The 12,957-nt window shown below is 57.6% G+C and carries 14 protein-coding genes; 12 read left to right on the top strand and 2 right to left on the bottom strand.

What is annotated here, in order from left to right; all coding sequences use genetic code 11:
* Positions 1–145: 145 nt before the first annotated feature.
* Complete coding sequence (locus RYB09_RS02240; protein ID WP_058400453.1) at positions 146–1,039, top strand: AraC family transcriptional regulator; 894 nt, start codon at positions 146–148, stop codon at positions 1,037–1,039.
* A gap of 47 nt (positions 1,040–1,086) precedes the next feature.
* On the opposite strand, the gene RYB09_RS02235 is transcribed toward RYB09_RS02240, so the two are convergent.
* Positions 1,087–2,742: an electron transfer flavoprotein-ubiquinone oxidoreductase gene (locus RYB09_RS02235; RefSeq protein ID WP_316887311.1), complete on the bottom strand. Its 1,656-nt coding sequence runs from the start codon at positions 2,740–2,742 to the stop codon at positions 1,087–1,089.
* A 519-nt stretch (positions 2,743–3,261) separates the two neighbouring features.
* Between RYB09_RS02235 and RYB09_RS02230 the strand changes: the two genes are divergently transcribed.
* From RYB09_RS02230 to RYB09_RS02190, 9 genes are all read left to right on the top strand, one after another.
* Positions 3,262–4,011: an electron transfer flavoprotein subunit beta/FixA family protein gene (locus RYB09_RS02230; RefSeq protein WP_005617248.1), complete on the top strand. Its 750-nt coding sequence runs from the start codon at positions 3,262–3,264 to the stop codon at positions 4,009–4,011.
* Positions 4,012–4,941 carry an electron transfer flavoprotein subunit alpha/FixB family protein gene (locus tag RYB09_RS02225; RefSeq protein ID WP_316887310.1) on the top strand — a complete coding sequence of 310 codons (930 nt, stop codon included), beginning with the start codon at positions 4,012–4,014 and terminating at the stop codon, positions 4,939–4,941.
* Between the two features lie 119 nt (positions 4,942–5,060).
* Positions 5,061–5,888 carry a substrate-binding periplasmic protein gene (locus RYB09_RS02220; RefSeq protein WP_031594912.1) on the top strand — a complete coding sequence of 276 codons (828 nt, stop codon included), beginning with the start codon at positions 5,061–5,063 and terminating at the stop codon, positions 5,886–5,888.
* Positions 5,889–5,898: 10 nt separating this feature from the next.
* Entirely contained in the window at positions 5,899–6,252 is a 354-nt protein-coding gene (locus tag RYB09_RS02215; RefSeq protein WP_004658957.1) for a DUF4398 domain-containing protein, read from the top strand.
* Positions 6,249–7,064, top strand: a complete 816-nt coding sequence (locus RYB09_RS02210) for an OmpA family protein (RefSeq protein ID WP_011168312.1) — start codon at positions 6,249–6,251, stop codon at positions 7,062–7,064. Before RYB09_RS02215 ends, RYB09_RS02210 begins: the two co-directional genes overlap by 4 nt.
* Positions 7,065–7,281: 217 nt before the next feature.
* Positions 7,282–8,721: a PLP-dependent aminotransferase family protein gene (locus RYB09_RS02205; protein ID WP_058400459.1), complete on the top strand. Its 1,440-nt coding sequence runs from the start codon at positions 7,282–7,284 to the stop codon at positions 8,719–8,721.
* Between the two features lie 116 nt (positions 8,722–8,837).
* Positions 8,838–9,479: a translation initiation factor 2 gene (locus RYB09_RS02200; RefSeq protein WP_316887309.1), complete on the top strand. Its 642-nt coding sequence runs from the start codon at positions 8,838–8,840 to the stop codon at positions 9,477–9,479.
* Positions 9,480–9,573: 94 nt separating this feature from the next.
* Positions 9,574–9,831, top strand: coding sequence for a YkgJ family cysteine cluster protein (locus tag RYB09_RS02195; protein ID WP_058400461.1), 258 nt, complete (start codon positions 9,574–9,576; stop codon positions 9,829–9,831).
* Between the two features lie 57 nt (positions 9,832–9,888).
* Positions 9,889–10,500 carry an START domain-containing protein gene (locus RYB09_RS02190; RefSeq protein ID WP_122258717.1) on the top strand — a complete coding sequence of 204 codons (612 nt, stop codon included), beginning with the start codon at positions 9,889–9,891 and terminating at the stop codon, positions 10,498–10,500.
* A 67-nt stretch (positions 10,501–10,567) separates the two neighbouring features.
* On the opposite strand, the gene gltA is transcribed toward RYB09_RS02190, so the two are convergent.
* Positions 10,568–11,857, bottom strand: coding sequence for a citrate synthase (gltA, locus tag RYB09_RS02185; RefSeq protein WP_002552974.1), 1,290 nt, complete (start codon positions 11,855–11,857; stop codon positions 10,568–10,570).
* A 362-nt stretch (positions 11,858–12,219) separates the two neighbouring features.
* Here gltA and sdhC point away from each other — a divergent pair, with 362 nt between their 5' ends.
* Positions 12,220–12,594 (top strand): succinate dehydrogenase, cytochrome b556 subunit, encoded by a 375-nt coding sequence (sdhC, locus tag RYB09_RS02180; protein WP_002552975.1) that lies wholly within the window; start codon positions 12,220–12,222, stop codon positions 12,592–12,594.
* A complete protein-coding gene (gene sdhD / locus RYB09_RS02175) occupies positions 12,588–12,956 on the top strand; it encodes a succinate dehydrogenase, hydrophobic membrane anchor protein (RefSeq protein WP_003382006.1) in 369 nt (122 codons plus the stop codon). The genes sdhC and sdhD overlap by 7 nt, the downstream gene beginning before the upstream one ends.
* Position 12,957 lies beyond the last annotated feature (1 nt).

Genomic DNA, 12,957 nt, shown 5'->3' with positions numbered 1-12,957 from the left:
ACCAATTGTCCTGATACGTGCCCTTCGTGGCTATGGTGAATCCTACGTGTTTCATGCCTATTCCTCCGGCCTGACGTTTCAGGGTCGGCTATGAAGCGCAAATCTGCGATGATACAGCTGTCTGTTTCTCTGTCAGGCTGCTCCCATGACGTTACCTGTTGTTATTGATGGCAATGCCACGCTTGTCTCCTTGATCCAGCCGCTGGCAGTGCGTCCCGGCTTTGTGGCGACGCATTTGCCCGAGGTTCGCGTGCTTTCGGCGTTTGGCTATGTCGCCAGCAGCCCGCAGATTTACGAGCCGAGCCTGATGATCGTCGTGCAAGGCAGCAAGGTCGCCTGCCTGGGGCCACGTACGTTTGAGTATGGCACCGGGCATTACCTGATTCAGGCGCTTTCTGTACCGTTCAAATGCGAAACCTTTGCCACTCCAGACAAGCCGTTGTATGGCGTATCGGTAGCCATCGACCGCGTGCTGCTTGGCGAGTTGGTGCAAGCGATGGGCCCGGCCAGCGGCCAGGAAAGCCAGATGCAGACCCCGGAGTCGATGACCTCGGTACGCATCGACTCTGCGATGCGTGACAGCGTCGAACGCCTGCTGCGTTGTCTGCACGATCCGCTGGAGTGTCAGGCGATGGGGCAATCAAGGATTCGTGAGGTGCTGTACAGCGCGCTGCGTGGACCGCAATCAGGGGTTTTGCGTGCGCTGGTCGAACAGCAGGGGCAATTCGCACGGATTGCTTCGGCGGTAACCTATCTGCATGAGCACTATGATCACGCGCTGAACGTCGACACGCTGGCCAGTTGCGCAAACATGAGTACCTCGACCTTTCACGAGCACTTCAAACGCAGCACCTTGTTGTCACCGGTGCAGTACCTCAAACGTCTGCGCCTGCTCAAGGCCCAGCAACTGCTGGTGGCCGACGGGCTGAATGTGTCGCAGGTCGCGCTCAGGGTCGGCTATCAGAGTGCGTCGCAATTCAGCCGTGAATACAAACGTTACTTTGAGCGCAGTCCGGGAGAAGAGGGCTGCAGGGTTTAACGGCAAGCTACAAGCGGCAAGATCAGCGCCTGTAACTTGCCGCTGCCTTACATATTCGGGTAAGTCGGCCCGCCAGCGCCTTCCGGTGCAACCCATGTGATGTTCTGCGAAGGGTCCTTGATGTCGCAGGTCTTGCAGTGCACGCAGTTCTGCGCGTTGATCTGAAAGCGCTTCTCGCCATCTTCTTTAGTGATGACTTCATACACGCCAGCCGGGCAATAGCGCTGTGCCGGTTCGTCGTACAGCGGCAGGTTCTTGCTGATCGGGATGCTCGGGTCGGTCAGCTTCAGGTGGCAGGGTTGTTCCTCTTCATGGTTGGTGCTGGAGAGGAATACCGAACTGAGCTTGTCGAAGCTGAGCTTGCCGTCGGGTTTCGGGTAATCGATTTTCTTTGAGTCCGCTGCCAGCTTGAGGCAGGCGTAGTCCGGCGTGGTGTCGTGCAGCGTGAACGGCAGCTTGCCACCGAAAATGTTCTGATCGATGAAGTTGAAGGCACCACCCTTGATAGCGCCGTATTTGTGGATCGCCACGCCAAAGTTGCGGCTGGCGAACAGCTCTGCATGCAGCCAGCTGGTCTTGAAGGCATCGACGTAGGAGGTCAGCACATCGCCGCCTTCCTTGCCGGCGAACAGGGCATCTGCCACCGAATCGGCTGCGAGCATGCCGGACTTCATTGCCGTGTGGCTGCCCTTGATCTTGGCGAAGTTCAGGGTGCCCAGGTCGCAACCGATCAACGCGCCGCCAGGGAATACCATCTTCGGCAGCGAGTTCAGGCCGCCCTTGGCAATGGCGCGTGCGCCGTAGCTGATGCGTTTGCCGCCTTCAAGGTACTGTTTGATGACCGGGTGGTGCTTGTAGCGCTGGAATTCGTCGAACGGCGACAGGTACGGGTTGCTGTAGGACAGGTCGACGATCAGGCCGACCACTACCTGATTGTTCTCCAGGTGGTACAGGAACGAGCCGCCCGGATTGGCGTCGTCCAGTGGCCATCCTGCGGTGTGCACCACCAGGCCCTGTTCATGCTTCGCCGGGTCGACTTCCCAGATTTCCTTCAGGCCGATGGCGTAATGCTGCACATCGGCTTCGTCGTCGAGGTTGAAGCGCTTGAGCAATTGCTTGCCGATGTGACCGCGGCAGCCTTCGGCGAACAGCGTGTACTTGGCGCGCAGTTCCATGCCAGGGGTGTACAGGCCTTCCTTGGGGTTGCCTTCGCGGTCGACACCCAGATCGCCGGTGACGATACCGCGTACCACGCCGTTTTCATCGAACAGTGCTTCCTGAGCGGCAAAGCCCGGGTAGATTTCCACACCGAGGTTTTCAGCCTGCTGGGCGAGCCAGCGGCACAGGTTGCCCAGGGATATGATGTAGTTGCCATGGTTGTGCATGGTCTTGGGGACGAAAAAGTCCGGAATTTTCTGCGCCTTTTCGGCGTCGCGCAGGACGTAGATGTCATCGCGCTTGACCGGTGTATTGAGCGGAGCGCCCAATTCCTGCCAGTCTGGAAACAGCTCGTTCAGTGCGCGCGGTTCAAACACGGCACCGGACAGGATGTGTGCGCCGACTTCGGAGCCTTTTTCCACCACGCAGACGCTGATTTCCTGCCCGGCTTCAGCGGCCTTCTGTTTAAGGCGGCAAGCGGCAGAAAGCCCGGAAGGGCCGGCTCCGACGATGACGACGTCGAATTCCATGTATTCGCGTTCCACAGGCTATCTCCTACGTTCAAGGCTCACGGTATTTTTATGGGCGCTGCTTTATGGGTCGCTGCAGGCCGACGCAGGAGGTGTTGAGCACCACCCGTCTTTTAATGGCAAGCATTATATCTACACCACTGCATGGGTCCAATACAAACGTTTGTTTGAATTGCCCGCAGCCCAGATAAATCAAAGACGCCAGACTCGGAACTGGCCGATTTGGCGTATTGACCGGAAAAGGCGTTGCGGTCAATATACGGGCGGTTTTGCGTTTGCCGTAGGCTGAAACGAGGCACCTGCGTTGCAGGAAGTCTCTCAAAAGGCATCAGGCGGACGCGGTGCAGGCAAAAGGTCAACGTCGCACGGCGCATTTTACACACCCTGCCGCTGCTTGACGGGTGACTCCCGGCTTTTATATGGCTTTTTAAAGTCGCCCGGACGGCCTGCACGCATTGCGATTGCTTGTTGAGGACACATATCGATCGCCTGGTGTCGCCAGGCGACTTCTTTTCACCGGAGAGTGAGGAATCCATGAAGGTTCTTGTAGCTGTCAAACGAGTGGTCGACTACAACGTCAAGGTTCGCGTCAAGGCGGACAACTCCGGCGTCGATCTTGCCAACGTCAAAATGTCCATGAACCCGTTCTGCGAAATCGCTGTTGAAGAAGCGGTGCGCTTGAAAGAGAAGGGCGTGGCAACGGAAATCGTGGTCGTCACCATTGGTCCGACCACTGCTCAGGAGCAACTGCGTACTGCGCTGGCGCTGGGTGCAGACCGTGCCGTGCTGGTCGAGTCTGCCGAAGAGCTGACCTCTCTGGCCGTGGCCAAGCTGCTCAAGGCAGTGGTCGACAAGGAGCAGCCACAACTGGTGATCCTTGGCAAACAGGCTATCGACAGTGACAACAACCAGACCGGCCAGATGCTGGCTGCGCTGAGCGGCTACCCGCAAGGTACGTTCGCCTCCAAGGTTGAAGTCTCCGGTGACAAGGTTGCCGTGACCCGTGAAATCGACGGTGGCCTGCAAACTGTTTCCCTGAGCCTGCCAGCCATCGTGACCACGGACCTGCGTCTGAACGAGCCACGCTACGCTTCGCTGCCCAACATCATGAAAGCCAAGAAAAAGCCGCTTGAAGTGCTGACCCCGGATGCACTGGGCGTTTCCACGGCATCGACCAACAAGACCCTCAAGGTTGAAGCACCGGCTGCACGCAGCGCGGGCATCAAGGTCAAATCGGTGGCTGAACTGGTCGAGAAACTGAAAAACGAAGCGAAGGTAATCTAAATGACGATCCTGGTTATCGCTGAGCACGACAATGCGACCGTAGCCCCGGCTACGCTCAATACCCTGGCTGCCGCGCAGAAGATCGACGGTGACATCCACTTGCTGGTTGCCGGTTCAGGCGTAAGCGCCGTTGCCGACGCCGCCGCCAAAATTGCCGGCGTGGCGAAAGTGCTGGTGGCCGACAACGCTGCCTACGCACACCAATTGCCTGAAAACGTTGCGCCACTGGTCGTAGAGCTGGCTGCGGGTCATAGTCACGTTCTGGCTGCTGCAACCTCCAACGGCAAGAACATCCTGCCACGCGTTGCTGCGCAGCTGGATGTCGATCAGATCTCCGAGATCGTTTCGGTGGTCTCGGCCGACACCTTCACCCGCCCGATCTACGCCGGTAATGCCATTGCCACCGTGCAGTCCACTGCCGCGATCAAGGTCATCACCGTGCGTGCCACCGGTTTCGATCCGGTCGCTGCCGAGGGTGGTTCGGCTTCTGTTGAAGCGGTTTCGGCTGCCCACGATGCGGGCAAGTCCAGCTTCGTCGGCGAAGAACTGGCCAAATCCGATCGTCCAGAACTGACAGCAGCCAAGATCGTCGTATCCGGCGGTCGCGGCATGCAGAACGGCGACAACTTCAAGCACCTGTACACGCTGGCCGACAAGCTCGGTGCTGCAGTGGGTGCTTCCCGTGCTGCGGTCGATGCCGGTTTTGTGCCCAACGACATGCAGGTCGGCCAGACCGGCAAGATCGTCGCGCCTCAGCTGTATATTGCTGTCGGTATTTCCGGTGCCATTCAGCATCTGGCCGGCATGAAAGACTCCAAGGTGATCGTTGCGATCAACAAGGATGAGGAAGCTCCGATCTTCCAGGTGGCCGATTACGGGCTAGTGGCTGATTTGTTCGAAGCCATTCCCGAGCTGGAGAAGCTGGTTTAAGCCACGCGCTTCCACTATAAAGAGAACCCGTTCCGTTCGGGGGTTGTGTGCCGGCAGATTGCTTGCGGTACACAGGCCCGGATCGAGCGGGTTTTTTATCGGGTATCAAAGGACTTTTCATGGTGCATCCCCGGCTGCTGTCTTCGCTTTTTCTCGGGCTGGTCATGCTGCCGACGCTTTCATTCGCGGCAGGCAAGTGCGAGCGTCTGATTGTGACCGGCAGTCCGGACGCGCCGCCTTATTTATGGCGTGATCCTCAGGACCCACGTCATCTGATGGGTGCCAATGCCGATCTGCTCACACAGGCAGCAGGTGAGCTGGGTATCAAGGTCGAGTTCCTGTACGGCGGCAAACGCAGTCAGGCACTTGAAGAGGTGCGCACCGGACGCATGGATCTGTTGGCGGACGCGCCGTTTAATGCAGCGCAACTTGAGTCGCTTGATTACATTCACCCGCCGATCGTGCAGAACGACATCATGGTCTGGACGCGCCACGATCACAGCGTACCGTTCAATACCCTGGATGAGCTGCACGACCATCCTGGCGCCATGTCGGAAAAGACCCGATTGACGCCTTCATTCGAGGCTGCGGCCAAGCAGCATTTGAGCCTGACACGCCTGCCAGGCCTGACCCCGGCTTTTCAGAAGCTGGCGCTGGGTGAGGTGGATTACGTGCTTGCCGGTCGTTACGCCGGGATGGTCATGGTGCAGACGCTGGGTCTCTCAGCAGACCTGGCTGCTCAACCATTGCCGGTCGATACACCCGGGTTTTATCTGGCGTTGTCGTTCAATTCGGCCTGCAACGAACCATGGTTGCGCGGACAACTGGCGAAAAAGATGACAGAATCGGCCGCCTCCGGCCTTGCGGGTGATGTCATCAGGCACAACCTGGAGTTGTGGAAAGCCCAACTGTTGCAACCTGCCAGCGCCAGCGCACCAGACAAGTAGGGATGTTTTTGTGAGTATTCGTTTTTCAATCGCCGTCATGGCCATCGCCACGCTGGCTGGCTGCGCCAGCGACCCGCTACCGACCGAGCAGTTCAAGCTGACCGAGCAGGCGCTGGAGCAGGCCAAAGCCGTTGGCGCGGGTGATGATCAGCCCGAGATGGAAGTCGCTCTGGCCCGCTTTGCCGAAGCTCGCGCCTCCATGGCGACCCACGCCTACAAGGACGCGCGCATGAAAGCCGAGCAGGCCGAGCTTGATGCCCGGCTGGCAGAGGCCCGAGTGCTCACCCTCAAGAGTCAGGAGCAGGTCAATCAGTTGAATACCCGCCTCAATCGGTTACGCAAGCAACTGGGAGAGGCACAATGAACCGTCTTCCGCGTGTACTGAGTGTGTGCCTGTTGCTGGGTTCGGCTGGCCTTTACGGGTGTGCCGGTCATCAGGACAGCGGGCAGGCCTTGCAACAGGCCAGTGCCGATTTCCAGAAGGTCAAGGAAGATACCGATGTGTTGCGCAGCGCGCCCAAGGATGTGATTCGCGCTGGCGAATCTCTGGCTCGCGCCGAGCGTCTGTCCAGTTACTTGGGGAGCGGTGCCGATGTCGCTCACTACGCCTACCTCAGCAGCCGCTACAGCGAGATCGCGCGTGAGCACAGCAATCTTATGCTGAGCCAGGAGCGCCTGGCGAAAATGGACATGGAGCGCCAGCGTCTGCAATTGGCGCTGCGTGAGGCCAAGCTGGCCAGTGCCCAGCAGCAGGGGCGCTGGCTGGAAGATCAGATCCTCAGTCTGGCCACCACCGAGACCGATCGCGGGCTGGTCATGACGTTGGGAGATGTGCTGTTCGACGCTGGCCACGCCGAGCTGAAAAGCTCGGCCAGTCGCACCATTCTCAAGGTTGTGCAGTTTTTGCAGATCAATCCGCGTCGAGTGGTCCGGATCGAGGGCTACACCGACAGCACAGGTGATCGTCAGGAGAATCTGAAGCTGTCGAAGGATCGTGCACAAGCAGTCGCAGACGTTCTGATGGACCTGGGTGTCGATGAAAAACGTATACATGTCGAGGGCTACGGTCAGCAGTTCCCGGTGAACGCCAACGCCTCCGAGCGCGGGCGCGCGCAAAATCGCCGTGTGGAAATTGTTTTTTCCGATGAAAAAGGTCAGTTAGGCGCAGCGCGCTGATAAAGACCTCTCAAAAAGCCCGACGCCGGAAACGGTCTCGGGCTTTTTTGGCTTTAAAGGCTTTGCATATGGCGTTTTCAGCCGCGTTTATTTTCGTGCAGCGGTCGTGACCGCTGGCTTGAACGTAAACTGTTCCCGTACACTTCTGGACTGTGCCGGTTATTCCGTATCTGTATTTTTAAAAACAATAAATCACCGGTCTTTTCGAGGCTGTGTCATGACCAATCTTTTGCTCTATCAGCGTATCGCCCAGCAGCTTGCCGAAGATATTCGTCGTGGGGTGTATCAACCCGGTGAGCGTGTGCCTTCGGTTCGCAAGATGAGTTCGCAGCTCAATGTCAGCCATGCGACGGTATTGCAGGCTTATGCGAACCTTGAAGATCAAGGGTTGATCCGGGCGCGCCCTCAGTCCGGCTACTATGTTCATCAAACCCCGGCACTTACGGCTTCGACCCCGGATATCGCGCGGGTCGAGCGGCCTGGTCTGGTCACGCGCAGCAGTATCATCCAGCAAGTGCTCGAGGAATCCCGACGCGAGGGCGTGTTTGCTCTGGGTGCCGCTGTGCCTCATGTGGACTACCTGCCGGTGCGCGCGCTGCATCAGCAATTAGCGAAAGTGACGCGTTTTCACAGCCCGCGGGCCTTCAGCTATATGTTCAGTCCGGGTTTCGAGCCGCTGCGCAGGCAGGTCGCCATCCGTATGCGCGACGCCGGCGTGGTGGTCGATCCGTCCGAGGTGGTGATCACCCACGGGTGCGTGGATGCACTGCAGATGACTCTACGCGTGCTGACCCGGCCGGGTGACCTGATCGCTGCCGAGTCGCCTGCTTATTACGGGTTGTTGCAACTTGCCGACCTATTGGGCTTGAAAGTCATCGAAATCCCCAGCGACCCGGCCACCGGCATCAGTCTGGAGGCCCTGCAACTGGCGGCCAATCAATGGTCAATCAAAGCATTGGTACTGACGTCACGCCTGAGCAACCCACTGGGCGGCACCATGCCGGAGGAGCGGCAGAAGAACCTCCTGCGTCTGGCCTCGGACTTCGATATTCAGGTGGTTGAAGACGACGTCTATGGCGAGTTGATGTTCGAAGTCGGGAGGACCAAGGCGCTCAAGGCGTTTGATCGGCTGGGGAGGGTGATTTACTGTTCCAGCTTTTCCAAGACCCTGTCGCCGGGTGTACGCATCGGCTGGATCATTGCTGGCAAATATCAGGCAGAAATTCAACGTTTGCAGACTTTCAGCACGCACTCTGCATGCAGTGTCACGCAAATGGCAGTCGCCGCGTACCTCGAAAACGGCGGCTACGATCGGCACTTGCGTTTCATTCGCCTGGAATACCGCAAGAATCTCAGCGCCTTCCAGCTGGCGGTGCAGCAGTTCTTCCCTGAGGGCACGCAGATGAGTCGCCCTGCGGGTGGGTTCATTCTGTGGGTCAGCCTGCCGGGCCGGGTCAATACTCAGGAGCTGCATGTTCGCGCGCTGGAGCAGGGTATCAGTATCGCGCCAGGGTTGATCTTCAGTAATACCGAGCAGTTCAATCACTGCATTCGCCTCAACTGCGGGATGCCTTGGAACAAAGAGGCTGAGCGGGCACTGATGACGCTGGGTATTCTGGCCAAGCAGTTGTGTCAGGAAGCGATACATGTGTACTGAGTTGTAAAGATTTTTTGTCAGTTGTTTTGAACTCTTGGCTTGTCAGGTTGGCCTCAAAAGGACAGCATGTGTTTCTTTTCCGGCTCTTTGCCACTGTCTTGCCTGACTTTTTGCCTATGAATGTTTTTCGCTGTCTGGGATTGCTTGTCGTCGTGCTTCTGAGTGGTTGTGATGCTCAGGACTCGTCTGTGCCCAAGCCCAAGACCGAGGCGGTTATTACTGCTCCGGTGTCGCCTGAAGTGCACTTGAAGACCGAGGCTCCTGTGGAGGCGGTGGCGACGGATGCAAAACAGATAAAGGCACCCGATACCATGCATCAGTTGATGCCGGGTGTTCCGGTGGTGCCGGTAGTGGTGGGCAAGGAAAAATCACAACCCTCAGCACCTCCGGTGGCCAAGGCGGCAGTCTCTGAAAAGTCGCCTTCGAAAGTAGTGGCGGCCAAGGCGCCTGTCAGCAAGCGCAAGAACACCAAAGACGCCAAAACGGCCAGTGCCAAGGATGTGCGCATCAAGTCGCCAAAGCTCGACCTGAGTTTGCCGCCCGAGCTTGTCAAGGAGCTGGACCCGCCCGCCAATGTGATTACCAGCAAGCGCAAGCCGATATTGCCGCAGATGTTCAGCGACAAGGGGGCTTCGGCCAATCCGGGTCCCTTTGAGCTTGAAGGTCGATTGCTGACCAACGAAATGCAATTGCAGATGCGCAACGAAAACCGTCGTGATGTCGAAGGTGCTGCACTGGATTTCAAATTCAAGCAGTAAGCCCTGCCTATCGTCCGATACAGCGTTTTCAAACAGACGTTTTGACGGTTAATATCCTTCCTCTTTTTCTATTTTTCAGTAAGGGTGTCTGGTCATGGACTGCCGTTCCGATTGTGGTGCGTGCTGCATAGCGCCTTCCATCACGTCTCCCATACCCGGCATGCCTGAGGGAAAACCTGCAGGTGAGCGATGCCTGCACTTGTCGGTCGAGTTTCTTTGCGCCTTGTTCGGCAAGCCCGAGCGACCTGCGGTATGCAGTCAGTTCAAGGCGGCTGAAGATGTTTGCGGAGTCGATCAGGCGGATGCCATTCGCCTTATTGGCTGGTGGGAAAAAGCTACTGCAGTGGCATGAAAGGGCTGTTTTTGAGCGCAAGTGCTTTGTCGGAACTTCAAAACAAGGAATAAAACAATGAGTCCGCTGTATCGCATGGCTGTTGCTTGTGGTTTTACTGTAATGCTTGCCGGAACGGCACAGGCTGACGACTGGAAAGTGGTCAAGAACGAGGATGGCATCAAGGTTTCGTTGAGTGACGTGCCTGGGTCCGACTACAAGGCCTACCAGGGCATTGCGCTGATCAATGCCAGCGTGAGCAAGCTGCGTGCGCTTCAAGAGGATGTTGCCGGGGCCTGCGCCTGGATTCATGAGTGCAAGTTGCAGAAGATACTCAAGCACGAAGGTAACAAGACCTGGACCTACAGCCAGTTCAATACGCCCTGGCCGGTGACGCCCCGTGACTCGGTGTTGTTGATCACCACTCAGGAGGGGGCTGACGGCAGTATTACCCGGAATCTTGAGGAGCAGCCCAAGTACGTTCCCGAGGAAAAGGGTTTCGTGCGTGTGACCGAGGTCAAGGGGTTCTGGAAGATGGTGCCCAAGGGGCCAAACCAGACCGAGGTGACTTATCAGGTTCACACCGAGCCCGGTGGTAGCGTGCCATCGATGCTGGCCAACAAGTTTGTTGTCGACGCGCCGTTCAACACGCTGAAAGCGCTCAGAGAGCGGGCCGCGCAAACGCAATAATCCTGCAGTATGCAGTACGCACAAAAAAGGGCTGCCAGTGGCAGCCCTTTGTTTTTGCGTGTAACGCTTACTTGCGGTCTTGCAGGGCGACGATGTCGCGTTGCACATTGCCGGTGTAGAGCTGGCGAGGGCGACCGATCTTGTAAGGGCTGGAGAGCATTTCTTTCCAGTGCGAAATCCAGCCGACGGTCCGCGCCAGAGCGAAGATTACGGTGAACATGCTGGTCGGAATGCCGATGGCCTTGAGGATAATACCCGAGTAGAAGTCGACGTTCGGGTACAGCGAGCGCTCGATGAAGTACGGGTCGGTCAGGGCGATCTCTTCGAGGCGCATGGCCAGTTCGAGTTGAGGATCGTTGGTGATGCCCAGCTCTTTCAGTACTTCGTCGCAGGTCTGCTTCATTACGGTGGCGCGCGGGTCACGGTTCTTGTAGACGCGGTGACCGAAGCCCATGAGCTTGAACGGATCGTTCTTGTCCTTGGCCTTGGCGATGAACTTGTCGATGTTCGACACGTCACCGATTTCATCCAGCATGGTCAGTACCGCTTCGTTGGCGCCGCCGTGGGCCGGGCCCCAGAGCGCGGCGATGCCGGCAGCGATACAGGCAAACGGGTTGGCGCCCGAAGAGCCTGCCATGCGGACGGTGGATGTCGAGGCGTTCTGCTCGTGATCGGCGTGAAGGATGAAGATCTTGTCCATCGCCTTGGCCAGCACCGGGCTGATCGGTTTGATCTCGCACGGGGTGTTGAACATCATGTGCAGGAAGTTTTCGGCGTAGCTGAGGTCGTTGCGCGGGTACATCATGGGCTGGCCCATGGAGTACTTGTAGACCATCGCTGCCAGGGTCGGCATCTTGGCCACCAGGCGTACAGCGGAAATCTCGCGGTGCTGCGGATTATTGATGTCCAGCGAGTCGTGGTAGAACGCTGACAGGGCACCGACTACGCCGCACATGACGGCCATCGGGTGGGCGTCGCGACGAAAGCCGTTGAAGAAGGTCTTGAGTTGCTCGTGAACCATCGTGTGGTTCTTGACCACGGCCACGAACTGGGCTTTCTGTTCGGCGGTCGGCAGTTCGCCGTTGAGCAGCAGGTAGCAGGTTTCGAGGTAATCGGACTGCTCGGCCAGTTGTTCGATCGGGTAGCCGCGGTGCAGCAGAATGCCATTGTCACCATCAATGTAGGTGATCTTCGAATCGCAAGAGGCCGTGGACATGAAGCCAGGGTCAAATGTGAAGCGGCCGGTGGCGGTCAGGCCGCGTACGTCGATCACGTCCGGACCCACTGTACCGGTCAGAATTGGCAGCTCGACGGGGGCTGCGCCCTCGATGATCAACTGCGCTTTTTTGTCAGCCATGTGGCCTCCTATTTATGCTTCAAATCATCAGACAGGCCCCCCACGCAGGGCCCGCATCACTATAGTGAGATAAATTCTAAAGTCAATTTGCCTAAAGTCGTGTTCCGCAAGGGCCCGTCGTGGATTTTTTCAGACCGTTTCCTGCCGTTTACGCCTTTTGTCCCGGCAACGCAATGCGCCATTGGCGGTAAGTCTGCGCGTTGTCATTAGTAACCTAACTGTCTATACTCGGCGTCCGACCGCCAAAGGCTTTTTGGCCTGTTTCAAGGGGGTCGTCACTTCCTGGGTGGTGGGTACCTGACCAGTGCACTTCCCAACAACTTGCCCTGATTGTTAGGGGCTCTTCAGTGTGAAAAAAAGCCGTGAATAGCCAACGACCTGTAAATCTAGACCTAAGGACCATCAAGCTCCCAGTCACCGCTTACACGTCCATCCTTCACCGCATCTCCGGTGTCATCCTCTTTGTCGGTATTGCAATCATGCTGTATGCAATGGACAAGTCGCTGGCGTCCGAAGAAGGGTTCGGTGAAGTCAAGGCGTGTCTGACCAGCCCGCTGGCCAAGCTGATCATCTGGGGGCTTCTGTCTGCCCTGCTGTATCACATGGTGGCCGGTATCCGTCACCTCATCATGGACTCCGGGGTAGGCGAGACGCTCGAAGGCGGCAAGCTGGGCTCCAAAATCGTTATCGCGGTTTCCGTGGTACTGATTCTTCTGGCGGGAGTATGGATATGGTAACCAACGTCACCAACCTTTCGCGTTCGGGCCTCTATGACTGGATGGCTCAGCGTGTTTCTGCGGTCGTGCTCGCGGCTTATTTCATATTCCTGATCGGATACATGGTCTTTCATCCGGGTCTGAGTTACGCCCAATGGCATGATCTGTTCGCACACAACGGAATGCGTATCTTCAGTCTGCTGGCCCTCGTTGCCCTTGGCGCTCACGCCTGGGTCGGCATGTGGACCATCGCGACCGACTACCTGACGCCGATGGCGCTGGGCAAGTCTGCCACTGCAGTACGTTTTCTGTTTCAGGCGGTATGCGGCGTTCTGATGTTCGCCTACTTCGTCTGGGGCGTGCAGATTCTTTGGGGTATCTGAT

The sequence above is a fragment of the Pseudomonas syringae group sp. J254-4 genome (assembly GCF_032586855.1).
Taxonomy (GTDB): Bacteria; Pseudomonadota; Gammaproteobacteria; order Pseudomonadales; family Pseudomonadaceae; genus Aquipseudomonas; species Aquipseudomonas amygdali.
The sequence above is the reverse complement of the archived record's forward strand: the minus strand, read 5'-3'. Positions and strand labels throughout refer to the sequence as shown.